The 23,967-nt window shown below is 56.0% G+C and carries 21 protein-coding genes, 1 pseudogene and 1 other annotated feature; of the genes and pseudogenes, 4 read left to right on the plus strand and 18 right to left on the minus strand.

Annotated features, from left to right (window positions below; genetic code table 11):
* The 5 genes and pseudogenes from fkpB to HBA26_RS22825 form a co-directional block, all read right to left on the minus strand.
* The gene (gene fkpB / locus HBA26_RS01365; protein WP_003856450.1) at positions 1–450 is read right to left on the minus strand and encodes an FKBP-type peptidyl-prolyl cis-trans isomerase; all 450 of its coding nucleotides are present in this window, start codon (positions 448–450) and stop codon (positions 1–3) included.
* Between the two features lie 57 nt (positions 451–507).
* Complete coding sequence (lspA, locus tag HBA26_RS01370) at positions 508–1,008, minus strand: signal peptidase II (protein ID WP_028015470.1); 501 nt, start codon at positions 1,006–1,008, stop codon at positions 508–510.
* Positions 1,008–3,824, minus strand: a complete 2,817-nt coding sequence (ileS, locus tag HBA26_RS01375; RefSeq protein ID WP_045631133.1) for an isoleucine--tRNA ligase — start codon at positions 3,822–3,824, stop codon at positions 1,008–1,010. The genes lspA and ileS overlap by 1 nt, the downstream gene beginning before the upstream one ends.
* 45 nt (positions 3,825–3,869) lie before the next feature.
* A complete protein-coding gene (ribF, locus tag HBA26_RS01380) occupies positions 3,870–4,796 on the minus strand; it encodes a bifunctional riboflavin kinase/FAD synthetase (protein ID WP_028015468.1) in 927 nt (308 codons plus the stop codon).
* Positions 4,797–4,803: 7 nt separating this feature from the next.
* Positions 4,804–5,022 (minus strand): annotated as a pseudogene (locus HBA26_RS22825) (DUF2575 domain-containing protein).
* 101 nt (positions 5,023–5,123) lie between these two features.
* Here HBA26_RS22825 and rpsT point away from each other — a divergent pair.
* On the plus strand, positions 5,124–5,387 hold the full coding sequence (rpsT, locus tag HBA26_RS01390; protein WP_003856458.1) for a 30S ribosomal protein S20: 264 nt from the start codon (positions 5,124–5,126) through the stop codon (positions 5,385–5,387).
* 57 nt (positions 5,388–5,444) lie between these two features.
* Here the strand turns inward: rpsT and nhaR are convergent, their stop codons facing one another.
* The 4 genes from nhaR to dnaK all read right to left on the minus strand — a co-directional run bounded on the left by nhaR (position 5,445) and on the right by dnaK (position 10,895).
* The gene (gene nhaR, locus HBA26_RS01395; protein ID WP_028015467.1) at positions 5,445–6,344 is read right to left on the minus strand and encodes a transcriptional activator NhaR; all 900 of its coding nucleotides are present in this window, start codon (positions 6,342–6,344) and stop codon (positions 5,445–5,447) included.
* A gap of 58 nt (positions 6,345–6,402) precedes the next feature.
* Positions 6,403–7,578, minus strand: a complete 1,176-nt coding sequence (gene nhaA, locus HBA26_RS01400; protein WP_166720743.1) for a Na+/H+ antiporter NhaA — start codon at positions 7,576–7,578, stop codon at positions 6,403–6,405.
* Between the two features lie 170 nt (positions 7,579–7,748).
* Complete coding sequence (gene dnaJ / locus HBA26_RS01405; RefSeq protein ID WP_008502040.1) at positions 7,749–8,894, minus strand: molecular chaperone DnaJ; 1,146 nt, start codon at positions 8,892–8,894, stop codon at positions 7,749–7,751.
* An 87-nt stretch (positions 8,895–8,981) separates the two neighbouring features.
* Positions 8,982–10,895 (minus strand): molecular chaperone DnaK, encoded by a 1,914-nt coding sequence (dnaK, locus tag HBA26_RS01410; RefSeq protein WP_028015465.1) that lies wholly within the window; start codon positions 10,893–10,895, stop codon positions 8,982–8,984.
* Between the two features lie 298 nt (positions 10,896–11,193).
* Here dnaK and satP point away from each other — a divergent pair, with 298 nt between their 5' ends.
* Positions 11,194–11,760, plus strand: a complete 567-nt coding sequence (gene satP / locus HBA26_RS01415; protein WP_063154833.1) for an acetate uptake transporter — start codon at positions 11,194–11,196, stop codon at positions 11,758–11,760.
* Here satP and HBA26_RS01420 read toward each other — a convergent pair.
* The 3 genes from HBA26_RS01420 to tal form a co-directional block, all read right to left on the minus strand.
* Positions 11,737–13,059 carry an MFS transporter gene (locus tag HBA26_RS01420; protein WP_028015463.1) on the minus strand — a complete coding sequence of 441 codons (1,323 nt, stop codon included), beginning with the start codon at positions 13,057–13,059 and terminating at the stop codon, positions 11,737–11,739. The genes satP and HBA26_RS01420 overlap by 24 nt on opposite strands.
* A gap of 122 nt (positions 13,060–13,181) precedes the next feature.
* On the minus strand, positions 13,182–13,769 hold the full coding sequence (gene mog, locus HBA26_RS01425) for a molybdopterin adenylyltransferase (RefSeq protein ID WP_028015462.1): 588 nt from the start codon (positions 13,767–13,769) through the stop codon (positions 13,182–13,184).
* A gap of 110 nt (positions 13,770–13,879) precedes the next feature.
* Positions 13,880–14,833, minus strand: a complete 954-nt coding sequence (tal, locus tag HBA26_RS01430) for a transaldolase (RefSeq protein ID WP_003856481.1) — start codon at positions 14,831–14,833, stop codon at positions 13,880–13,882.
* A 262-nt stretch (positions 14,834–15,095) separates the two neighbouring features.
* On the opposite strand from tal, the gene HBA26_RS01435 reads away from it, so the two are divergent.
* Both HBA26_RS01435 and yaaA read left to right on the plus strand, forming a co-directional pair.
* Positions 15,096–16,526, plus strand: a complete 1,431-nt coding sequence (locus HBA26_RS01435) for a sodium:alanine symporter family protein (RefSeq protein ID WP_063154834.1) — start codon at positions 15,096–15,098, stop codon at positions 16,524–16,526.
* 66 nt (positions 16,527–16,592) lie between these two features.
* On the plus strand, positions 16,593–17,366 hold the full coding sequence (gene yaaA, locus HBA26_RS01440; protein WP_028015460.1) for a peroxide stress protein YaaA: 774 nt from the start codon (positions 16,593–16,595) through the stop codon (positions 17,364–17,366).
* Between the two features lie 32 nt (positions 17,367–17,398).
* On the opposite strand, the gene HBA26_RS01445 is transcribed toward yaaA, so the two are convergent.
* The 6 genes from HBA26_RS01445 to HBA26_RS01470 all read right to left on the minus strand — a co-directional run bounded on the left by HBA26_RS01445 (position 17,399) and on the right by HBA26_RS01470 (position 23,676).
* Positions 17,399–17,692 carry a DUF2502 domain-containing protein gene (locus HBA26_RS01445; protein WP_028015459.1) on the minus strand — a complete coding sequence of 98 codons (294 nt, stop codon included), beginning with the start codon at positions 17,690–17,692 and terminating at the stop codon, positions 17,399–17,401.
* 247 nt (positions 17,693–17,939) lie between these two features.
* Positions 17,940–19,226 (minus strand): threonine synthase, encoded by a 1,287-nt coding sequence (gene thrC, locus HBA26_RS01450; protein WP_045259424.1) that lies wholly within the window; start codon positions 19,224–19,226, stop codon positions 17,940–17,942.
* A gap of 3 nt (positions 19,227–19,229) precedes the next feature.
* Positions 19,230–20,159 carry a homoserine kinase gene (gene thrB / locus HBA26_RS01455; protein ID WP_041911275.1) on the minus strand — a complete coding sequence of 310 codons (930 nt, stop codon included), beginning with the start codon at positions 20,157–20,159 and terminating at the stop codon, positions 19,230–19,232.
* Position 20,160: 1 nt separating this feature from the next.
* Positions 20,161–22,623: a bifunctional aspartate kinase/homoserine dehydrogenase I gene (gene thrA, locus HBA26_RS01460; protein ID WP_028015456.1), complete on the minus strand. Its 2,463-nt coding sequence runs from the start codon at positions 22,621–22,623 to the stop codon at positions 20,161–20,163.
* Between the two features lie 24 nt (positions 22,624–22,647).
* Positions 22,648–22,765: a sequence feature (Thr leader region), on the minus strand.
* Positions 22,704–22,799, minus strand: coding sequence for a thr operon leader peptide (thrL, locus tag HBA26_RS01465; RefSeq protein WP_202820751.1), 96 nt, complete (start codon positions 22,797–22,799; stop codon positions 22,704–22,706). Its footprint overlaps the feature before it by 62 nt.
* A gap of 190 nt (positions 22,800–22,989) precedes the next feature.
* Entirely contained in the window at positions 22,990–23,676 is a 687-nt protein-coding gene (locus tag HBA26_RS01470) for a tRNA/rRNA methyltransferase (RefSeq protein WP_045259421.1), read from the minus strand.
* Between the last annotated feature and the right edge of the window lie 291 nt (positions 23,677–23,967).

The raw sequence follows: 23,967 nt of genomic DNA on the forward strand, positions 1-23,967 counted from the left end.
TCAGGCCTCCAGTGCCGGATCGATCTCCAGCACTTCAACATCAAAATGAACGGTACGCCCGGCAAGCGGATGGTTGAAGTCAACGGTAATAGAGTCGCCGTTAATCTCGCGGATCACGCCAGGCATTTCGCTGCCGTCCATAGCGGTAAAGAGCATAATCGCCCCGATTTCCGGTTCGCCCGCGTCCATAAACTCGCGGCGCGAGAAATACTGAATCAGGTCCGGGCTTGGCACGCCAAACGCGGCATCCGGCTCCAGCGAGAACGCTTTTTTCTCACCCTCTTTCAGGCCCAGGAGCTGCTGCTCAAGACCTTCAGACAGGGAGGTATCGCCGAGACGAAACAGGGCAGGTTTGCCGTTATTGCGGGTGGATTCAGCCGTGGAGCCGTCATCCAGCTTCAGCGTGAAGTGAACGAGAACCGCGCTGTTGCTCTGTACGGATTTAGACATACACATTGCTCTTTAATGTTGTGCCGGGTGGCGCAGCGCATCACCCGGCATTGACAATTACGCCTGCTCTTTCGCTGCGGGTTTAGGCAAGAAGCCTTCCAGCACGATTAACGCCGCACCGATGCAGATGGCGGTGTCGGCCAGGTTAAAGGTCGCGAAGTGCCAGTCGCCGACGTAGAAGTCAATCATATCGACCACAAAGCCGTGCCACAGGCGGTCAAACAGGTTGCCCAGCGCGCCGCCAATGATCAGCGCGTAGGCGATGTTATTCAGCTTTTGCGTGGCCTTCGAGCGGTACATCAGCACAGCCAGTACCACGCAGATACCGAGAGCGATACCCGCGAAGAACCAGCGCTGCCAGCCACCGCTGTCGGCAAGGAAGCTAAACGCCGCGCCGTAGTTGCGCGCATAGTGCAGGTTAAGCGACGGGAACAGCGAAACCGTCTCCCCCAGAGCGAAATTCTGGAGGATCAGGAACTTGCTGCCCAGATCGATAATCAGCACCACCACAACCAGCCACAGCCAGCGCAGTCCTGTTGAACAGAGAGTTTTACTCATCAGGCAAACTTACGTTTTTCGCCGTCACCGGCGACGTTGCTTACACAGCGTCCGCAGATGTCTGCGTGTTCCGCCACCTGGCCGATATCGGTAGTGTAATGCCAGCAGCGCGGGCACTTCTCACCTTCGGCTTTGCTCAGTGCGACTTTCAGGCCTTTGAGCAACTCGCTCTGCTGAGCATCAGCAGAAGCCTCGGCATAATCCGCAACTTTTGCACCAGAGGTCAACAGGACAAATCGCAATTCATCGCCCAGCGCGGTCAGCTTCGCCGCCAGCTCCGGTTCGGCGTACAGGGTCACTGCCGCTTCCAGAGAGCCACCAACTTTCTTATCCGCACGCGCCTGCTCGATAACCTTGTTCACTTCGCCACGCACTTTCAGCAGCTCGTCCCAGAAGGCATCGTTCATTGCTTCGGTGCTGGAGAGATCGAACAGACCTTCATACCACTCGCCGGTGAAGACATACTTCTCACGGTCGCCCGGCAGATAGCCCCAGATTTCATCCGCGGTGAAGGACATGATCGGCGCCATCCAGCGTACCAGCGCTTCTGCGATGTGGAACAGCGCGGACTGGCAGCTACGGCGCGCCACGCTGTCCGCCTTCGCGGTGTACTGGCGATCTTTGATGATGTCGAGGTAGAACGAGCCCATCTCGATGGAGCAGAAGCGCATCAGGCGCTGCACCACTTCGTGGAAGTCGTAAGACTCATAGGCTTTCAGGATATCTTCCTGCGCCGCTTTCGCGCAGCCTACCGCCCAGCGGTCCAGCACGACCATCTCTTCCGGTTTCACCATGTCTTTCACTGGATCGAACCCGTTCAGGTTCGCCAGCAGGAAGCGCGCGGTGTTACGGATACGACGATAGCTGTCGGCAGCACGCTTCAGGATCTCGTCAGACACCGCCATTTCGCCAGTGTAGTCGGTTGAGGCTACCCACAGACGCAGGATGTCCGCGCCCAGCTTGTTCATCACGTCCTGCGGCGAAACGGTGTTGCCGATAGATTTAGACATCTTACGGCCCTGACCATCCACGGTGAAGCCGTGGGTCAGTACCTGACGGTAAGGCGCTTTACCTTTCATCGCGGTGGAGATCATCAGGGATGACATGAACCAGCCGCGGTGTTGGTCGGAACCTTCCAGATACATGTCGGCAGCGTGACCGGCAAACTCCGGACGCACGTCAACTACGGAGGCGTGAGTCGACCCGGAGTCAAACCACACGTCCAGGGTGTCTGGCACTTTCTCATAGTTGTCCGCGTCCGCGCCCAGGATGTCGCGGGCGTCGAGATCCCACCACGCCTGAATGCCGTCAACTTCGACGCGCTTCGCCACTTCTTCCATCAGTTCCAGGGTGTTCGGGTGCAGCTCATGCGTCTCTTTATGCACGAACAGCGACATCGGCACGCCCCAGGTACGCTGACGGGAGATACACCAGTCAGGACGGTTAGCCACCATGGATTCGATACGCGCCTGGCCCCAGTCCGGGATCCACTGCACGCCTTTGATCTCTTTCAGTGACTGCTCGCGCAGGCCTTTTTGATCCATGCTGACGAACCACTGCGGGGTCGCACGGAAGATGATCGGCGTCTTGTGGCGCCAGCAGCACGGATAGCTGTGCTGCATTTTCTCAACGTGAAGCAGCGCGCCGCTGGTGCGCAGCATGTCAACGATGATGTCGTTGGCTTTAAAGACGTTGATACCATCCAGCGCCGGATAGGTGCCAGGCAGGTAAGACCCGTCCGGGCCTACCGGGTTGGCAATTTCCAGGCCGTATTTAAGGCTGATGTTGTAGTCGTCAGGACCGTGGCCACCGGCGGTATGTACCGCACCGGTACCCGCGTCCAGCGTGACGTGGTCGCCCAGGATCGCCGGAACGTCGAAGTCCAGGAACGGGTGTTTGAAGCGCATCAGCTCCAGCGCGTCGCCTTTTACGGTGCCCAGCACGGTGTAGTCGGTGATATTCGCGCGTTTCAGCACGCTTTCAACCAGATCTTTCGCCAGGATAACCGCGCGGCCATCAATCTGCACCAGCGCATATTCGAACTCGCCGGAGAGAGAGATTGCACGGTTGGCTGGCAGCGTCCACGGGGTAGTGGTCCAGATCACCAGAGAGATCGGGCCGCTAACGCCAGGCAGACCGAATTTACCTTTAATGGCATCCTGATCGACCGCTTCGAAGGCCACGTCGATTGAAGGTGAAGTTTTGTCGTAATATTCCACTTCCGCTTCTGCCAGCGCAGAACGGCAGTCCACGCACCAGTGCACAGGCTTTGCGCCTTTATGCAGGTGGCCGTTACCGATGATTTTGCCCAGCGCACGGATGATGTTGGCTTCGGTTTTGAAGTCCATGGTCAGGTACGGGTGCGACCAGTCGCCCAGCACGCCCAGACGGATAAAGTCAGCGCGCTGGCCTTCAACCTGGGTGGCCGCGTATTCGCGGCACTTCGCGCGGAACTCTGCAGCGGTGAACTTCTCACCTGGCTTGCCAAACTCTTGCTCCACTTTCAGCTCGATCGGCAGACCGTGACAGTCCCAGCCCGGCACGTAAGGCGAGTCAAATCCCGCGAGTCCTTTGGACTTCACGATAATATCTTTCAGAATCTTGTTTACTGAGTGACCAATATGAATGCTGCCATTCGCATATGGAGGGCCATCATGCAGAATGAAGGTTTTTTTGCCTTTTTTGGCTGCACGAATGATGCCGTACAGGTCATCATCGGTCCAACGCGCCAGCATTCCCGGTTCACGCTTGGCGAGATCGCCGCGCATCGGGAACCCTGTTTCCGGCAAATTCAGGGTGGATTTATAGTCACTCATCAGATTCTCGGTTCCGTATTTATCACGTAGGCAGTTAAGCCGGTTCTAAAGCCCAAAAAACTCGCGGGCCGTTAATTCATCTCGCGCGATTTGCGCCTTAAGTTCATCCAGCGAAGCAAATCGCTGCTCGTTGCGTATTTTTTTACGCAGTATTACATCTATATGGCGACCATAAAGGTCCATTACAACGTCCAGCAGGTGCACTTCTAGCTGTTGACGCACACCGGCAACGGTAGGACGCGTGCCAATGTTGGCAACGCCGTAAAACGACTTATCGCCCAGTCCTGCCACTTCCACCGCATAGACCCCTTTAACCGGGGAAACCTGACGACGCAGCGGTATATTCGCCGTCGGGAAACCAATCGTGCGGCCCAGCGCATCGCCATGAACCACGCGGCCAGAGATGGTGAACGGATGGCCCAGCAAATTTTCTGCCGTCTCCAGTTCATCATTAGCCAGCGCCTGCCGCACCGCCGTGCTGCTGACGCGCACGCCGCCTTCACAGAAGGTCATCGCGCTGGTGACGTCAAAACCGTACTCCAGACCAGCCTTCTGTAATAGCAAGAAATCGCCCTGACGACCAGCGCCAAAGCGGAAATCATCCCCCACGGCGAGAAACTGAACGCCAAGACGCTTAACCAGCAGGTCGCTGACAAAATTTTGTGCTGTCAGTGCGGCAAAGCGGCGATCGAAACGCACACACAATACGTAGTCCACGCCGGACTCCGCCAGGTAGCGCAACTTTTCGCGCAGGCGAGTGAGGCGCGCGGGAGATTTATCGCCCGCGAACAGCTCCAGCGGCTGTGGCTCGAAAATCATCACCACAACGGGCAGGCCACGGGCCTCCCCTTCTTTACGCAATCCCTGCAACAGCGCCTGATGACCACGATGCACGCCGTCGAAATTACCAATGGTCAGCACGCACCCGTGTGGCGCTCTGCTGAGATTATGTATGCCGCGTATCAGCTTCATGTCTGGCTCAAAACAGTGAAAATCGCCAAAGTATACCTTGTACAGCGGTTAAGGTTAACCGGCGATTGTTCGCGCAAAACAGAAAGCCGTAATGATTTCATCAGGCTGACCTTTCACAGCGAAAAAATCTGCCCGTGAACTGCGATTTTTACGCCGAAAGGCTGTATTCACGAAAGACAAGCTGGTAGAATCCTGCGCCATCACTACGTAACGTAGCGTCGCTAATTAACGGCGCTTATTTGCACAAATCCATTGACAAAAGAAGGCAAAGAGGGCATATTCCTCGGCCTTTGAATTGTCCACATAGAACATATTTGGGAGTTGGACTTGGCTAATATCAAATCAGCTAAGAAACGTGCCGTTCAGTCTGAAAAGGCTCGTAAGCACAACGCAAGCCGTCGCTCTATGATGCGTACTTTCATCAAGAAAGTATACGCAGCAATCGAAGCTGGCGACAAAGCTGCAGCGCAGAACGCATTTAACGAAATGCAACCAATCGTGGATCGTCAGGCTGCTAAAGGTCTGATCCACAAAAACAAAGCAGCGCGTCATAAAGCAAACCTGACCGCGCAGATCAACAAACTGGCTTAATCGCTACTTGTTGTTGCTTGTTTAAAGAACCCGCTTAACGCGGGTTTTTTTATGTCTTCAGAATGCCGGTGGCGTAAACAGCGCCGAGTAATCACGGTTGCAGATTCGCTGCACCGCCGGGTGTTGAATCATCCTTTCGGCGAATATGGCGTGGTACTCCTCCATCACGTTATCTACTCTGCCAATCTCCGTAATCTTATCGTCTGAATAGAGATCGTGCGCGTAGAGCGTTGGCGCCACGAAGATCGCATTATGCGCTTCGCCAAAGGCTTTCATCAGCGCCGCATCGTCGAACTCACCGAGGATCTCCACGTTCAGCCCCTGCGAATTAAACCAGTTCAGCAGCTTACGTCCGAGCATGGAACGCCTGCCCGGCACCAGCAGGCGACGCTCTTCCAGACAGGCCGGGAAAGGTTTCTCCGGCGGTGGATTGATGCACCAGAAGCTCACGCCGCATTCGCCAATTTTCACAGAGAACAGCCCCTCCTGCTGCGTGGAGTCGATGGGGCAATCCGAGATAATCATGTCCAGCTTGTGCTGGCTCAGCTGCTCCAGCAGCATCTCGTGGGTGGATTCAAAGCAGCGCAGATGGATTTGTTCATCCTCTACCACAGCGGCATCCAGCACGCCGCTTACCAGCCGTTTGGACAGTGCATCCGCCACCCCCACATCAAAGAGCAGGTTCGACTCTTTGCGGTAGTTGACGATATCCAGCATCTCCTGGCTGAGAGTGAACATTTTGTCCGCATAGCGGAAAACCAGTTCACCCAGTTCGCTGGGTTCAATCCCACGGCCCTTGCGCTTGAAGAGCTTACCCTGCAGCCGTTCTTCAAGGGCTTTGATTTGCCCGGTGATGGTTTGCGGCGTCAGGTAAAGCGCCTCTGCCGCCCCCACGACCGAGCCCTGTTTGTAAACGTGCCAGAAGTAGTAAAGATGGTTGTAATTCAAATGAGGCATCGCGTCTTCGCTCCCTGAGTGTGTATCGGGAGAAGAGTGACCTTCCCCCGGTGTTCCGTTATGCCTGGACGGCCTGTCGGGACAACTTCACCTTCAACAAAGTATACCCAATCACTGCCGCCAGTAATGACCCGATGAGAATGCCGAGCTTCGCCCAGACGATGAGCTCTGGCGCGTTTGCACCAAACGCCAGCGTCGAGATAAAGATCGACATGGTGAATCCAATACCGCACAGTATGCCGACGGCCATGATCTGACTAAAGGTTGTACCGTTCGGCAACGATGCCAGCTTCATCTTCAGCGCCAACCAGCAGAAGAGGCTGATCCCCAGCGGCTTACCGATAAACAGCCCGGCAATAATGCCCAGCGGCAGGACAGACGTCAGCCCGCCCAGCGTAACGCCCTGCAGGGAAACGCCCGCGTTGGCAAACGCAAACAGCGGCAGGATCATAAAGGCGACCCACGGGTGCAGCACGTGTTCCAGCTGTTTAGCAGGTGACTTACCGTCCTGCGGCTTAAGCGGCACGAAGAAGCCCACAATCACGCCGGCCAGCGTGGCGTGCACGCCGGATTTCAGCACCGCCGTCCACAGCACCATCCCCACCAGGATATAGATACCGATGCGGCGAACGTTGAAGATGTTCAGCACCGCCAACACCGCAATCGCCCCTGCGGCTACACTCAGGGACAGGATCGACAGATCGCTGGTGTAGAACAGCGCGATAATCACAATGGCGCCCAGGTCATCAATGATCGCCAGCGCCATCAGGAAGATTTTCAGCGCAACCGGCACGCGGCTGCCGAGCAGAGCTAAGACACCGAGCGCAAAGGCGATATCCGTTGCGGCCGGGATCGCCCAGCCGTCACGCGCGACAGGATCCTGCCAGGTAAATGCGAGAAAGAGCAGCGCTGGAACGACCATCCCACCGAGCGCGGCAATAGCCGGGAACGCCGCGCGCTGGCGGCTGGCTAGCGAACCTAGCACCAGCTCGCGCTTAACCTCAAGACCAACGAGCAGGAAGAACACCGCCATTAGCGCATCGTTGATCCACAGCAGCATGTTCTTGTTAATTTCCAGCGCTCCGACCTTCAGCTCGACGGGCGTTTCCAGAAATGCGTGATAGAGATCGCGGGTCATGCCCAGGTTAGCCAGCACCATCGCGGCGGCCGCGGCAATAATCAGGATCACACCACCGGACGCCTCACTGCTAAAGAAACGGTGTAGTAATTTCATTTATGTTCTCTCTTTTACAACGATACCTCGATAAAACCATAATACCAAGCCAAATAGCTCGGCAAAAACAGATTAATATTGGGTATAGACTCAGTTTTACCGATCTATAACTGCAAAAAAAAGCCCGGAATCGCTTCCGGGCTTTTTGAAGTTAGACACCAGCTAACGAATTAGCGGGTCAAATCATCGAAGAATTTTTTGACGCCATCAAAGAAGCTTTTGGAGCGCGGGCTGTTTTTCTCACCCGTTGGGCCGCCAAAGCTCTCCTGAAGCTCTTTCAACAGCTGTTTCTGCTTGTCGTTCAGGCCAACCGGCGTTTCCACGACGACACGGCACAGCAGGTCGCCCTGCGCACCACCGCGAACGGATTTCACGCCTTTGCCGCGCATGCGGAACAGCTTGCCGGTCTGGGTTTCACCAGGGATTTTCAGATTGACGCGACCGTCCAGCGTCGGCACTTCGATTTCACCGCCGAGAGCCGCCATCGCGAAGTTGATCGGCACTTCACAGTACAGGTTATTGCCTTCACGCTCGAAGATGGCGTGCTGCTTCACCTGAACCTGAACGTACAGATCGCCTGCCGGCGCGCCGTGCTCGCCTGCTTCGCCCTCACCCGCCAGACGGATGCGGTCGCCCGTATCAACGCCAGCCGGGATCTTAACGGACAGGGTTTTGGTTTTCTCAACGCGACCGTGGCCGTGACACTTGGTGCACGGATCTTTAATCAGCGTACCGCGACCGTGACAGTGCGGACAGGCCTGCTGTACCGCGAAGAAGCCCTGGCGCATCTGTACCTGGCCGGAGCCGTGACAGGTTGGACAGGTCTGTGGCTGGGTACCCGCTTTCGCGCCGCTGCCGTGGCAAACGTCACACTCTTCCAGCGTCGGGATACGGATCTCTTTCGTGACGCCACGAACGGCCTCTTCAAGAGTGAGATCCATGTTGTAGCGCAGGTCTGCGCCGCGCGCTGCGCGCTGACGACCACGACCGCCGCCGAAGATATCGCCGAACACGTCGCCAAAGATGTCGCTGAAATCCGCACCGCCGCCAAAGCCGCCGCCACCGAATCCACCGCCGCCCATGCCGCCCTGTTCAAAGGCCGCGTGGCCGTACTGGTCATAGGCCGCACGTTTTTGTGCATCGGTCAGGACTTCGTAGGCTTCTTTGATCTCTTTAAATTTTGCTTCAGCCTCTTTGTCACCCTGATTACGGTCCGGGTGGAATTTCATGGCCAGGCGCTTATACGCCTTTTTGATTTCACGCTCTTCCGCAGTTTTCGGAACGCCTAAAATCTCGTAATAGTCTTGCTTTGCCATTGGTTTTTTTAAGCCCCTTAACATGCGAGCACGGGCGTGGAGAGTTCTCCTACGCCCGTGCCGATTAATTACCCTGCATCAGGGCGATTATTTTTTGTCTTTAACTTCTTCGAACTCAGCGTCGACAACGTCGTCGTCTTTCGCGTTGTTCGCAGAAGCGTCAGCGCCTGCCTGCTGCTGTGCGTGCTGCTGCTGAGCGATTTCCATCAGCTTCTGGGAAGCCTGTGCCAGCTCCTGCATCTTCGCTTCGATATCCGCTTTGTCTTCGCCTTTCAGAGACGTTTCCAGCGCGGTCAGTGCAGCTTCGATAGCAGTTTTGTCTTCCGCTGGCAGTTTATCGCCCGCTTCTTCAACCTGCTTACGGGTGCTGTGCAGCAGATGGTCACCCTGGTTACGGGTCTGAACCAGCTCTTCGAACTTACGGTCGGATTCCGCGTTAGCTTCGGCATCGCGAACCATTTTTTCGATTTCCGCTTCATTCAGGCCAGAAGATGCCTTGATGGTGATCTTCTGCTCTTTACCGCTGTTTTTGTCTTTCGCAGACACGTGCAGGATACCGTCAGCATCGATGTCGAAGGTAACTTCGATTTGCGGCATGCCGCGCGGTGCCGGGTTGATGCCGTCCAGGTTAAACTGCCCCAGAGACTTGTTATCAGACGCACGCTTACGCTCACCCTGCAGCACATGGATGGTTACCGCAGACTGGTTGTCTTCAGCGGTAGAGAACACCTGGCTGTGCTTGGTTGGGATGGTGGTGTTTTTGTTGATGAGCGCAGTCATCACACCGCCCATAGTTTCGATACCCAGAGACAGCGGGGTAACGTCCAGCAACAGTACGTCTTTCACTTCACCGGTCAATACACCACCCTGAACCGCCGCACCGATAGCTACCGCTTCGTCCGGGTTCACGTCTTTACGTGGCTCTTTACCAAAGAATTCAGCCACTTTCTTCTGAACCATTGGCATACGGGTCTGACCACCCACCAGGATAACGTCCTGGATGTCAGATACGGACAGGCCAGCATCCTGCAGTGCAACTTTCAGCGGCTCGATAGAACGGTTCACCAGGTCTTCTACCAGGCTTTCCAGTTTCGCACGGGTCACTTTGATGTTCATGTGTTTAGGACCGGTCGCGTCTGCGGTGATGTACGGCAGGTTCACGTCGGTCTGCTGAGCAGAAGACAGTTCGATCTTCGCTTTCTCAGCGGCTTCTTTCAGGCGCTGCATCGCCAGCGGGTCGTTACGCAGGTCAATGCCCTGATCTTTCTTGAACTCGTCAACGAGGTAGTTGATCAGACGGGTATCGAAGTCTTCACCACCCAGGTGGGTATCACCGTTGGTTGCCAGAACTTCGAAGGTTTTTTCGCCGTCAACTTCGTCGATTTCGATAATAGAGATATCGAAGGTACCACCACCCAGGTCGTAAACCGCGATAGTACGGTTGCCGACTTCTTTATCCAGACCGTAAGCCAGTGCAGCCGCGGTTGGTTCGTTGATGATACGTTTTACTTCCAGACCTGCGATACGGCCAGCATCTTTGGTTGCCTGACGCTGAGCATCGTTGAAGTAAGCAGGAACGGTGATAACAGCTTCAGTTACCGGCTCACCCAGGTAATCTTCAGCGGTTTTCTTCATTTTTTTCAGCACTTCAGCAGAGATCTGCGGTGGTGCCGTTTTGGTGCCTTTCACATCAAGCCACGCATCGCCGTTATCTGCTGCGATGATTTTGTAAGGCATGATAGAAACGTCACGCTGAACTTCTTCGTCCTGGAAGCGGCGGCCAATCAGGCGTTTGATCGCAAACAGGGTGTTTTGCGGGTTTGTCACTGCCTGACGTTTAGCCGGCTGACCAACCAGAGTTTCACCATCCTGGGTATAAGCAATGATAGAAGGCGTGGTGCGATCGCCCTCGGCGTTCTCCAGCACGCGTGCAGTAGTGCCGTCCATAATCGCTACACAAGAGTTGGTAGTACCCAGGTCGATACCAATAATTTTACCCATCTAAACGTCTCCACTAAAAATTCAGTCAACATGTGGTTGTGTACCTGTAATAAGGGCAGAACGTGCTTTTTCAACTGCCCAGATTTGATTTTTTTTCAGGTCCACACACTGCGGTTGACTACAAGATGGGGTCGCGACGGCATCCATCAAGGGGCAAGCATAAAAAAAATTTTAATTTCACCCTGATGAGATCATAGACGGCGTCGATGCCGCCCATTATGATGCCGCGCCCCGTCAGGGAGTATTGACGCGGGTTTAACCATTTCACCATTTTAATGATGATTTTTTTTGAGGACTTATGGGCAACACTAAGTTGGCTAATCCGGCTCCGCTGGGCCTGATGGGGTTTGGCATGACCACCATTCTGCTGAACCTGCACAACATCGGGATGTTCCCGATGGACGGCGTAATCCTGGCGATGGGCATTTTTTACGGCGGTATCGCGCAAATCTTCGCGGGCCTGCTGGAATATAAGAAAGGCAACACCTTCGGCTTAACCGCCTTCACCTCTTACGGCTCGTTCTGGCTGACCCTGGTCGCCATCCTGCTGATGCCTAAAATGGGCCTGGCAGACGCGGCAAACGCCCACTTCCTGGGCGTCTATCTGGGCCTGTGGGGCGTCTTTACCCTGTTCATGTTCTTCGGCACCCTGACAGGCAACCGCGCGCTGCAGTTCGTCTTCCTGAGTCTGACCGTGCTGTTCGCCCTGCTGGCGATTGGCCACCTGGCGGATAACGAAGGCATCGTTCACGTAGCAGGCTGGATTGGCCTGGTGTGCGGCGCAAGCGCTATCTACCTGGCAATGGGTGAAGTGCTGAACGAACAGTTTGACCGCACCATTTTACCTATTGGTGAAAAACACTGATCCCTCTGTCGTGCCCGCCTCGCGGGCACGATATTCCCCCGCCTGCCGAAGCCAAACGCCTAATCCCAGCCCCATCAGCGAGAGCGCGAGTACATACCAGGCAGGCGCCATCGGCGACACCCCCATCATGACCGTGACCACTATCGGCGTCAGCCCGCCGAAAATGGCATACGCGACGTTATAAGAGAACGATATCCCGGTGAAGCGAACCTCCGGCGGGAAGGCGCGCACCATGACGTAAGGCACAGCCCCCACGACGCCCACGCACAGTCCGACCACGCCGTAAAGCAGGAACAGCTGTTCAGGATGACTGCCCGCAAGATGGTAAAACGCCCAGCTCGACGCGGCCAGCAGCAGGCTGCCGACAATAAAGGTCAGGCTGGCACCGAAACGATCCGCCGCCAGCCCGGCGGCCAGACAGCCAAAGCAGAGCATAATTGTCGCAATACTGTTTGCCTGTAAGGTCACGGCAGGGGCGAAACCGTACTGTTTCTGCAGCCACACCGGCGACATCAAAATCACCACCACGATGCCCGCCGACAGCAGCCAGGTGAGCAGCATCGACACCACCACCGCTTTTTTATGACGCACCACAACGGCTTTGACCGGCAACTCCTGCGCCAGCGCTTTACGCTGCTGCATTTCGAGGAAAATCGGCGTCTCCTGCAGCCAGCGGCGCAGGTACATTGCCACCAGGCCAAACGCCCCGCCCAGCAGGAACGGAATACGCCAGCCCCAGTCGTGCACGGCCTGCTGCGTCATGCTGGTGTTGACTATCGTCGCCACCACCGACCCCAACAGGATCCCGACGGTCAGCCCCGCCGTTAACGTTCCGCAGGCGATCCCGATGCGGCGGGCAGGAACGTGCTCCGCCACAAACACCCAGGCCCCCGGCACTTCCCCGCCGATGGCCGCGCCCTGAAGAATGCGCATCAGCAGCAGCAATAGCGGGGCGAGAATGCCCATGGAGGCATAGGTGGGCAGCAGGCCGATGGCCAGCGTCGGCACCGCCATCAGCAGGATGCTCAGGGTAAACATCTTCTTACGCCCGACAAGATCGCCAAAGTGGGCCATGACGATGCCGCCCAGCGGACGTGCCAGATACCCGGCAGCAAAGATGCCGAAGGTTTGCACCTGACGCAGCCATTCCGGAATATCCGCCGGGAAGAAGAGCGCCCCCACCACGGCGGCGAAGAAGACAAAGATGATGAAGTCGTAAAACTCCAGCGCGCCACCTAAGGCGGCGAGCGTAAGCGTTTTGTAGTCCTGTCGATTCAGAGGTCGGGTGTTATGTGACATAGCGAACCATTGTGCATGTGTTGTGGATTATTTTTTACAGCAATCGTAAAGAAAAAATTACTATATCGTAAATCCATTTACACGCTACTGCGGCTGGCGCTAATGTCACATTTTAGTAAATTTCAGGAGATTGTCTCGCGGCGTGCGCTTTTAGGACGAAATGCTGCTACCACTTTGTCGTCAGTTTCCACGTACGGCCCGTCAAGCAGCTGTATACAATACGGTACACTTGCAAATATGCCGTGCACGATGACGCGACCGTCCTCGGCTTTTAATCCTTCCAGCGTCTCTTTGATCGACTTTGGCTGCCCCGGCAGGTTCAGTATCAGCGCCTGTTTGCGGATCACCCCCACCTGGCGGGAAAGGATTGCCGTCGGGACAAAGTGTAGACTGATCTGGCGCATCTGTTCGCCGAAGCCCGGCATTTCCCGGTCGGCGATAGCCAGCGTCGCGTCCGGCGTCACGTCGCGACGCGCGGGGCCGGTTCCACCCGTGGTGAGCACAAGGTGACAGCTCATCTCATCCACCAGCTCACACAGGGTCTGCTCAATGATCGGCTGTTCGTCAGGGATAAGGCGAGTCTGGATCTCAAACGGGGTGGTCAGCGCGCTTGCCAGCCACTCTTCCAGAGCGGGGATGCCTTTATCCTGGTAAACGCCGCTGGAGGCGCGGTCAGAAATCGACACTAAGCCGATGCGTAAGGTATTCATATTCATTCCATTCAAAAAGTACTGATTAAAGGGAATGATACACGCAGAGGGAAAATTCAGACAGAGGACAGAAGAAGACGCGTGACCGGGAGCCCGGTCACGCAGAATGATTACAGCAGGTCGCCGATCATTTTTTCCAGTTTTTCCTGGTCGATAGCAAACTTACGGATACCGTCCGCCAGTTTGTCTACAGCCATTGGATCCTGGTTGTGCTGCCACAGGAACTCGGATTCGGTGATGCGCTCCGGGCGCGCCTTCACTTCGCCGGTGTAAGACAGCTTACGCTCGATAGCACCTTCGCTTTCTGCCAGCTCTTTCAGCAGCGCAGGGGCGATGGTCAGACGGTCACAGCCAGCCAGCTCAATGATTTCGCCCACGTTACGGAAGCTTGCACCCATAACCACGGTCTCATAGCCATGCTGTTTGTAGTATTCGTAGATTTCAGTCACGGAAATCACGCCTGGATCTTCAGACGCCGCGTACTCTTTCTTGTCGGTGTTGGCTTTGTACCAGTCCAGAATACGGCCCACGAACGGAGAAATCAGGTACACGCCTGCTTCCGCACATGCACGCGCCTGCGCGAAGGAGAACAGCAGGGTTAGGTTACAGTTGATGCCTTCTTTTTCCAGCTGCTCGGCAGCGCGAATGCCCTGCCAGGTCGACGCCAGTTTGATCAGGATACGGTCGTTGCTGATGCCCGCATCGTTGTACAGTTTGATCAGGCGTTTTGCTTTCGCGATTGACGCTTCGGTGTCGTAGGAGAGACGTGCATCCACTTCGGTAGAGATACGGCCCGGAACCAGCTTCAGGATTTCCAGACCGATGTTCACTGCCAGTTTATCGGTAGCATCCACAACCTGCTGCGCACGGTCATTGCTCTGTGCTTTCGCCCAGGTCACAGCCTCGTCAATCAGTTTGCGATACTCAGGGATCTGTGCGGCGTTAAGGATCAGAGAAGGGTTAGTTGTGGCATCCTGCGGCTGGTACAGCTTCATTGCCGCGATATCTCCGGTGTCAGCTACGACAGTGGTGAACTGACGAAGGGAGGTCAATTTATCCGTCATGATAGTGTTTCTCTTTTAACGTGCCCTGGATAATTCACGCTACCGACAGCATGCCTGCAGCGGAAAAATGACAGGTTTACTTGTTAGGGGGATGTAACCAGTCTGCCCTGATGATAACACGACGGAGGGGTAGCGCAACCGCAGACAGTGCGCTTAGGCAGAGTATGATAAACTCAAAATATTAACAGGCTGCTAAGCAACAGCATGCCCAATCAGTGGTAGCGCTTACATATTCACGTTGGCATCAACAAGAGGGACGTTAATGCCTGATTTCCTTTTCTTTATTAACGAAGTCCTCTGGGGTTCGATAATGATCTACCTGCTTCTGGGAGCAGGTATCTGGTTTACGCTACGCAGTGGGTTTATCCAGTTTCGCTATATTCGTAAGTTTGGCAGAAGTCTGAAAAACAGCGTCACGCCCCAGCCGGGCGGATTAACGTCGTTTCAGGCGCTGTGTACCAGCCTGGCTGCCCGCCTCGGTAGCGGAAACCTGGCGGGCGTTGCGCTGGCCATCAGCGCCGGTGGGCCAGGCGCGGTGTTCTGGATGTGGGTCACGGCGCTTCTCGGAATGGCTACCTCTTTTGCCGAAAGTTCGCTGGCGCAGCTCTACAAAGAGAAAGACAGAAACGGGCAGTTTCGCGGCGGTCCGGCCTGGTATATGGCGCGTGGCTTAGGAATGCGCTGGATGGGCATTCTGTTCTCGCTTTTTTTACTGCTCGCGTACGGTCTAATTTTTAATACCGTGCAGTCAAACTCCGTCGCCCATGCCCTGCGCTATACCTTCTCCTGCCCGGAGTGGATCACTGGCATCGGTTTAGCCCTCTTTGTTTTGCTCACCATTTCTGCCGGCCTGAAAGGCGTTGCCCGCATGATGCAGTGGCTGGTTCCCATCATGGCGCTGCTCTGGGTTGCCGCGAGCCTGGTCGTCGCTGCGCTACATGCCGACCAGGTTCCGGACGTGATTGCGACCATCTTTAAAAGCGCCTTTGGCTGGCGTGAGGTGGCGTCAGGCGCGCTGGGTTACACCCTGAGCCAGGCGCTGATGGCAGGTTTTCAGCGAGGCATGTTCTCCAATGAAGCCGGGATGGGCTCCACTCCCAATGCCGCCGCGGCCGCCTCTTCCTGGCCGCCGCACCCGGCAGCGCAGGGTATAGTGCAGATGATAGGCGTGTTTATGGATACCGTTATTATCTGTTCCGCCAGCGCCATGATCCTCCTGCTGGCCGGTCCTGTCGCGCATGAGTCGGATATCGACGGAATACAGCTTCTTCAGCAGGCGCTGGTGAACCTGACCGGCGGCTGGGGTTCGGGATTTGTCTCGTTCATTCTGATGCTGTTCGCCTTCAGTTCGATTGTGGTGAATTACCTGTATGCCGAAAATAACCTTATCTTCCTGAAATACGACTCTCGTCCGGCCATCCTCCTGCTTCGCCTGGGCGTAGTACTGATGGTGATCGCGGGCTCCCTTCTGAATATGCCGCTGGTCTGGCAGCTAGCGGATGTCATTATGGCGCTAATGGCAATCACTAACCTGACGGCGATCCTGCTGCTCTCGCCCGTTGTGAACCTTATTGCCAGGGATTATCTTCGCCAGCGCAAGCTGGGCGTTCCCCCGGTATTTGATGCCGCACGCTATCCCGAAATTCAGTCACAGCTTGCCCCCGGCACCTGGGATGATTTGCCCCGGCGATAACAGCTATCGATCAATTCAGGGCGATTTTTTGTTAAAGTCGCTCTAAATTTCCTGCAAGGACTGGATATGCTGATTCTGATTTCACCTGCAAAAACGCTCGACTACCAGAGCCCGCTCGCCACCGAGCGTTATACCCAGCCAGAACTGCTGGACTATTCGCAACAGCTGATCCGCGAAGCGCGCAAACTCTCTGCGCCGCAAATCGCCTCGCTGATGAGCATCAGCGACAAGCTGGCAGACCTGAACGCGACCCGGTTCCACGAGTGGCACCCGGATTTCACCCCCGCCAACGCGCGCCAGGCGATCCTGGCGTTTAAGGGCGATGTTTACACCGGCCTGCAGGCGGAAGATTTTAGCGAAGCCGACTTTGATTTTGCCCAGCAGCATCTGCGAATGCTGTCGGGCCTGTATGGCGTACTGCGCCCGCTGGATCTGATGCAGCCATATCGTCTGGAGATGGGGATTCGCCTGGAAAACGCCAAAGGCAAAGACCTTTACCATTTCTGGGGCGACATCATCACCGACAAGCTGAACGCGGCGCTGCATGCTCAGGGTGATAACGTGGTGGTTAACCTGGCATCCGATGAGTACTACAAGTCGGTGAAGCCGAAAAAGCTGAACGCGGAGATCGTTAAGCCGGTCTTCCTTGATGAGAAGAACGGCAAGTTCAAGGTCATCAGCTTCTATGCGAAAAAAGCGCGTGGCCTGATGAGCCGCTACATCATTCAGAACCGCCTGACGAAGCCGGAGCAGTTAACGGGATTCAACACCGACGGCTATTTCTTTGACGAGGCGTCGTCAGGGAAAGGTGAGCTGGTATTTAAGCGCCACGAGCAGTAAAACTAAACCCCGCCATCTGGCGGGGTTTTGCGTTAATGGTGCTTCCAGTCCGGGCCCGGACGGTGGTCGTCGTGATGATGGTCGTGTCGGTCATCACGATCGCGATGCTCGTCATGCGGACGCCAGTGGTTATCGCGCCAGTCATAATGCGCCTTCCACCAGTCGTGGTCGCGCCAGCGGCCGCCATCCCAGTAATGCCCGCTATTGTCCCGATCGCCAATCTGCAGTTTTACCGCAGGTACGAGAGTAATTTCAGATGCCTGTACCGCCATGGGGGCGACCAGCACCAGAGAAAGCGCGATGAGTGCAGGTTTTAGTGTAGACACAGGTGACTCCTTATTCTTCTTGCCCAACGTGGGCCGATGTAAGGAGAGTACGCGAGGGGAACGGTGGATGTTATTCTCTGCAATCCTAAACGCTAAGTGACCGCATTTATTGGGAATTTCTGCTTTTTTCCTGCAATTTTTCTCCTTAATTTCTTCATAAAAAAGCCGGGTGGCGCTGTGCTTACCCGGCCTACGGTCATCTCGTCGTTGTAGGCCCGGTAAGGCGTAGCGCCACCGGGCAACAAAATTACGCGCGCGTCATCATCAGATTCCGCAGTGCCGCGAAATCCGCCGGCAGCTCATGAGACAGCAGCGGCAGGTCGGCGCGCTCGGCCAGCTCTTTTGGCAGCGGCAGCGTTTCGCCCAGAATATCTTCCACGCTCTCTTTGAACTTCGCCGGATGCGCGGTGCCCAGGAACAGGCCATATTCACCCGGGTTAAGCTGGTCGCGCAGCGCGCGGTAAGCAATTGCCGCGTGCGGCTCAGAGGTGTAGCCCACCGCTTTCAGCTCGCGCATGGTGGCTTTGGTGGTTTCGTCCGTCACCGCAGCGTAGCCCAGGTCACCCAGACGCCACACCTTGCGGCGGAACAGCTCTTCCACGCGCGGCCAGTTGTTCGGCTGCGACACGTCCATGGCATTGGAGAGCGTCGCCTGCGTGGCGTTAGGCGCCCATTTGCCGTCTTTCAGGAAGCGCGGAACAGTATCGTTGGCGTTGGTGGCAGCGATAAAGCGTTTCACCGGCAGACCGAGAGATTTCGCCAGTAGCCCCGCCGTCAGGTCGCCGAAGTTGCCGCTTGGTACGGAAACTACCAGCTGATTGCGCGCTTCCTGCGGCAGCTGAGCCACCGCTTCGAAGTAGTAGCAGATCTGCGCCAGCAGGCGGCTGATGTTGATGGAGTTCGCCGAGTTCAGCCCCAGCGCGGCCTTCAGCTCTTCATCATCGAACGCTTGCTTGACCAGCGCCTGGCAGGCATCGAAATCGCCGTCGATCGCCACGGTTTCAATGTTGCCGCCGAGGGTGCAGAACAGTTTTTCCTGCAACGGGCTGATCTTGCCTTTCGGATAGAGGATCACCACGCGGACGTTTTTCAGGCCGTAGAACGCGTGTGCCACCGCCGCACCGGTATCACCGGAGGTGGCGGTCAGGATGGTCACCGGCTTGTCGCCGCTGATGTGGGTCAGCATCTGCGCCATAAAGCGGCCGCCGAAGTCTTTAAACGCCAGGGTCGGGCCGTGGAACAGCTCCAGACAACCGACGTCAGGCTCAACCTGCTTAACCGGAGCCGGGAAAGCAAACGCCGCACGCACGCGCTCTTCCAGCAGCTCCTGCGGGATTTCATCGCCAATAAACGCAGACAGAATTTTGGTGCTGCGGGTGACAAAGTCCAGCTTCAGCAGCTCATCGATTTCGGTCAGCTGAAATTCCGGCAGGTCGTGCGGGAAAAACAGCCCCTGATTTTTGCCCAGCCCCTGAGTCACCGCCTGCGCGAAGCTGACCTGCTCGTTATGATCTTTAAGGTTGTAGAGTTTCATTCGTTATCCCAGTACTCGTGCGCCAGCCGTGTCCAGACGGCAAATATGAACAAAGCCTTCCTGATTTTGCAGGTAGTGTTTAGAGAGCCAGTCCGCCACGCGCTGCGCGGTGTCTGGCTTATCGCACAGGGCGAACAGCGTCGGGCCGGAGCCGGAGATGCCGCACGCCTGCGCGCCGATATCCATTGAAGCCTGTCGCGCCTCGTTAAAGCCAGGAAGCAGCTTCGTACGGTACGGCTCGGCAATGACGTCTTTCATCAGTTTCGCCGCCAGCTGCGGCTGGCGGGTGTAGCAGGCGTGAATAAAGCCCGCCAGGTGACGCCCGTGGGCGATACAGTCCTGACGACGATACTGCGCCGGCAGGATCGCACGCGCTTCCGCGGTAGAGACCTTGATGCCCGGATACGCCAGCACCCACAGCCACTCATCAAACCCTGGCACCTGCTGGCTGATGATGCCATTTTCTTCAATCATCAGCTGCATGCCGCCGAGGAAGCACGGTGCGACGTTATCGTAATGAATACTGCCGGAGATGCGCCCTTCCAGCTCGCCCATCAGCGCCAGCAGACGGCTATTGTTCAGCGGCTTGCCGCAGTGCTCGTTCATCGCCACCAGCGCGGCGACAACCGAGCAGGCGCTGGAGCCCAGGCCCGAACCAATCGGCATGCTTTTTTCCAGCGTCATGGCGACCGGCACGTTTTTGCCAATCTCCTGACAGAAGCGCTCCCAGCACTGATAAACGATATTCTCGCGTGGTTCAGGCGGCAGCTTACTGGCGAAACGGCCGACGTTATTCAGGCTGAAGCTTTCTGCCGCCTCAACCGTTACCGTATCGCCCAGCAGCGAACCATCCACCGGCGTCACCGCCGCACCCAGCACGTCAAATCCGACGCTCATATTGGCGCTGGAAGCCGGGGCATATACTTTAACCATCTTAAACTCCTAACTTCCATGACAGGGTACGCAGCAGGTCGGCAAACACGCCCGCCGCCGTCACATCATTCCCTGCGCCATAGCCGCGAAGCACCAGCGGCAATGGCTGATAATAGTGGCTGTAAAACGCGAGGGCGTTTTCGCCGTTTTTGACTTTGTACAGCGGGTCGTTACCATCCACTTCGGCAATCTTCACCCGGCATACGCCGTCCTCTTCAATGTTGCCAACATAGCGCAATACCTTACCTTCATCACGGGCTTTCGCAACGCGTGCGGCAAAGGCATCGTCAAGCTGAGGTAAATTCGCCATAAAGGTGCTGACATCGCCGCTGGTGTCAAACTCGGCTGGCAGCACCGGTTCAATCACGATATCCGAAAGCTCCAGCTCGCGGCCCGTTTCGCGCACCAGGATCAGCAGCTTGCGCGCCACGTCCATCCCGGAGAGATCGTCGCGCGGATCTGGCTCGGTGTAGCCCAGCTCGCGCGCGGCACGGGTGGCTTCCGACAGGCTCATCCCTTCATCCAGCTTGCCGAAGATAAACGACAGGGAGCCGGAGAGGATGCCGGAGAAACGCTGCAATTCGTCGCCCGCGTTCAGCAGGTTTTGCAGGTTCTCGATGACCGGCAGGCCGGCGCCGACGTTGGTGTCGTACAGGAACTTGCGGCGCGACTTGCTCGCCGCCAGGCGCAGCTGGTGATAGTAATCCATCGACGAGGTGTTGGCCTTTTTGTTCGGCGTCACCACGTGGAAGCCTTCGCGCAGGAAGTCGGCGTACTGGTCGGCCACCGCCTGGTTCGAGGTACAGTCAACGATAACCGGGTTAAGCAGGTGATACTCTTTCACCAGACGGATCAGGCGCCCCAGGTTGAACGGCTCTTTCGCCTCTTCCAGCTCCGCCTGCCAGTTCTCCAGGTTCAGACCGTGAACGTTAGTAAGCAGCGCTTTCGAGTTCGCAATTCCGCAGACGCGCAGATCGATGTGCTTTTTCTTAAGCCACTCCTGCTGGCGCTTCACCTGCTCCAGCAGCGCACCGCCGACGCCGCCCACGCCAATCAGGAACAGCTCGATAACCTGATCGGTGTTGAACAGCATCTGGTGAACCACGCGCACGCCGGTAGTGGCGTCATCGTTATCCACCACCACGGAGATTGAACGCTCGGACGAGCCCTGAGCAATCGCCACGATGTTGATATTGGCCCGCGCCAGCGCGGCAAAGAATTTGGCGGAGATACCGCGCAGCGTGCGCATACCGTCGCCAACCACGGAAATCACCGCCAGGCGCTCCTGAATGGAGAGCGGCTCCAGCAGTTCCTCTTTCAACTCCAGATAGAACTCTTCTTCCAGCGCGCGGCGGGCGCGCAGACAGTCGACCTGAGGCACGCAGAAGCTGATGCTGTATTCGGAAGAGGACTGGGTGATCAGCACCACCGAGATACCGTTGCGTGACATGGCCGCAAAAACGCGCGCCGCCATGCCGACCATCCCCTTCATCCCCGGACCGGAGACGCTGAACATTGCCATATTATTCAGGTTGGAAATGCCTTTCACCGGCAGACCATCTTCATCGCTGCTGGCACCAATCAGCGTGCCTGGCGCCTGCGGGTTACCGGTGTTTTTAATCAGGCATGGGATCTGGAACTGGGCAATGGGGGAGATGGTACGCGGGTGAAGCACTTTGGCGCCGAAGTAGGAAAGCTCCATCGCTTCCTGGTAGGACATCGACTTCAGCAGCCTGGCGTCCGGCACCTGGCGCGGATCGCAGGTATAGACGCCGTCGACGTCAGTCCAGATCTCACAGCAGTCAGCGCGTAAACAGGCGGCCAGCACGGCGGCAGAGTAGTCGGATCCGTTACGGCCCAGCACTACCAGTTCACCCTTCTCATTTCCTGCGGTAAAGCCCGCCATCAGGATCATATGGTCAGAGGGGATTTTGCTCGCGGCAATACGGCGGGTTGATTCGGCAATATCAACGGTAGATTCGAGGTAGTGGCCCGCTGCCAGCAATTTCTCAACCGGATTGATCACGGTAACGTTGTGGCCGCGCGCTTCCAGCACGCCCGCCATGATGGCGATGGAAAGTTTTTCGCCCCGGCAGATCAGCGCCGCGTTGACGCTGTCCGGGCACTGGCCCAGCAGGCTGATGCCGTGCAGCACATGTTTGATCTGAGCAAACTCCTGCTCAACGAAAGACTTCAGCTGCGCGAGCGGGAAACCAGGCTGTGCCTCTGCCAGCCCCTGCAGCAGCTCGGCGAAGATACGCTCGGCATCGCTGATGTTCGGGAGTGCATCCTGGCCCCCGATGGTCTTTTCAATCATCGCCACCAGATGGTTTGTGATTTTTGCCGGGGCAGAGAGCACGGTCGCAACCTGCCCCTGCCTGGCGTTGCTCTCCAGGATATCGGCAACACGCAGAAAACGTTCTGCATTTGCCACTGATGTACCGCCGAACTTCAACACTCGCATGGTTCTACCTCGTTTCCTTTAGCCGAAAAAAAAGCCCGCACTGTTCAGGTGCGGGCTTTTTTCTGTTTTTCCTGTACGCGTCAGCCCGCATCGTTACCTGTGGTAATGATGATGGTTGTGGTAATGGTGGTGATGCTGATGCTGATGCGTTTCATGGATGTTGTGTACTCTGTCATTATTATCTGTCTGTGCTGTATTCTTTTAGGGTTAAAGGATCGGGCACCTTAAGTCAATGAATTTTTAATTTGATCACAATTCCGCGGACGTTCACGTCACGCTGCGTGACGTTTTATTTTCATCCGAATCCCCCAGTCGCAACCCTCCACGACAGACCATTTCGCCATAGTAAAAAATTATGACAGCATTTTACTCGGCCAATTTTTTTTCAATATCGTGCAGCAAACGGTGCAACATGGCGGTGTCCCGCTGCTCAAGACGTCCAAGGCGCTGCTGTAGCCAGTCGGCCATTTTTTGATCGTCCGCAACGCCAAGGCTCGATAAAAGACGCTCTACGCGAGCACGAAGCGCGGCCAGCTGATTTTCATTGGCGGCTTCTGTCTGGGGTTGAGGGATTTGCATTAGGGAAGCTAATTGATAGCAATAGACCATTACCGCCTGGCCTAAATTCAGGGAAGGATAATCGGCTACCATCGGCGCACCGGTGAGAACGTCCGCCAGCTCAAGCTCTTCGTTGGTGAGCCCGGAATCTTCACGACCAAATACCAGCGCGGCTTTCTCAAGCCACTGGCTTTTCTCTTCCAGCATGGGCACCAGTTCAGCAGGCGTGGCGTAATAGTGGAACTTCGCCCGGCTGCGTGCTGTGGTGGCAACGGTAAATGAAATGTCATGCAGCGCGTCGGCAAGCGTAGCGTAAGTCGTTATATTATCGAGAATATCCCCCGAACCGTGCGCCACCCAGCGGGCGGCAGGCTCCAGGTGCGCAGTGCTGTCCACAATACGTAAATCGGTAAAACCCATGGTCTTCATGGCACGCGCCGCAGCGCCTATATTTTCGGCTCTGGCTGGAGCGACCAGTACAATCGACAGATGCATTTATGCTCTCTTTTTAATCAGTTAGCGGAGAAAAGTGTGATGCACTTCAACATATTACGCAGCACGAATTTACAAATTTGCAACACAAATCACCGAAATAGCGTTTCATAACAAATTAAAGACGCTAAACTATTTTGTGTCTGAACAATCAGTTAGAATGTTAACAGAAGCCTATTATCCCTATGTTTTATAATGATAATGGCAACGTGAATACCCTGTTCTGATTGGATTCGCTTTGTTTATAAATCAATCTCCGCAACTAGTTGGTTTATTGAAAAATTGTGACAAAGG

Origin of the sequence: Enterobacter sp. 725m/11 (genome assembly GCF_011683705.1) — a bacterium.
GTDB classification, from domain to species: domain Bacteria; phylum Pseudomonadota; class Gammaproteobacteria; order Enterobacterales; family Enterobacteriaceae; genus Enterobacter; species Enterobacter bugandensis.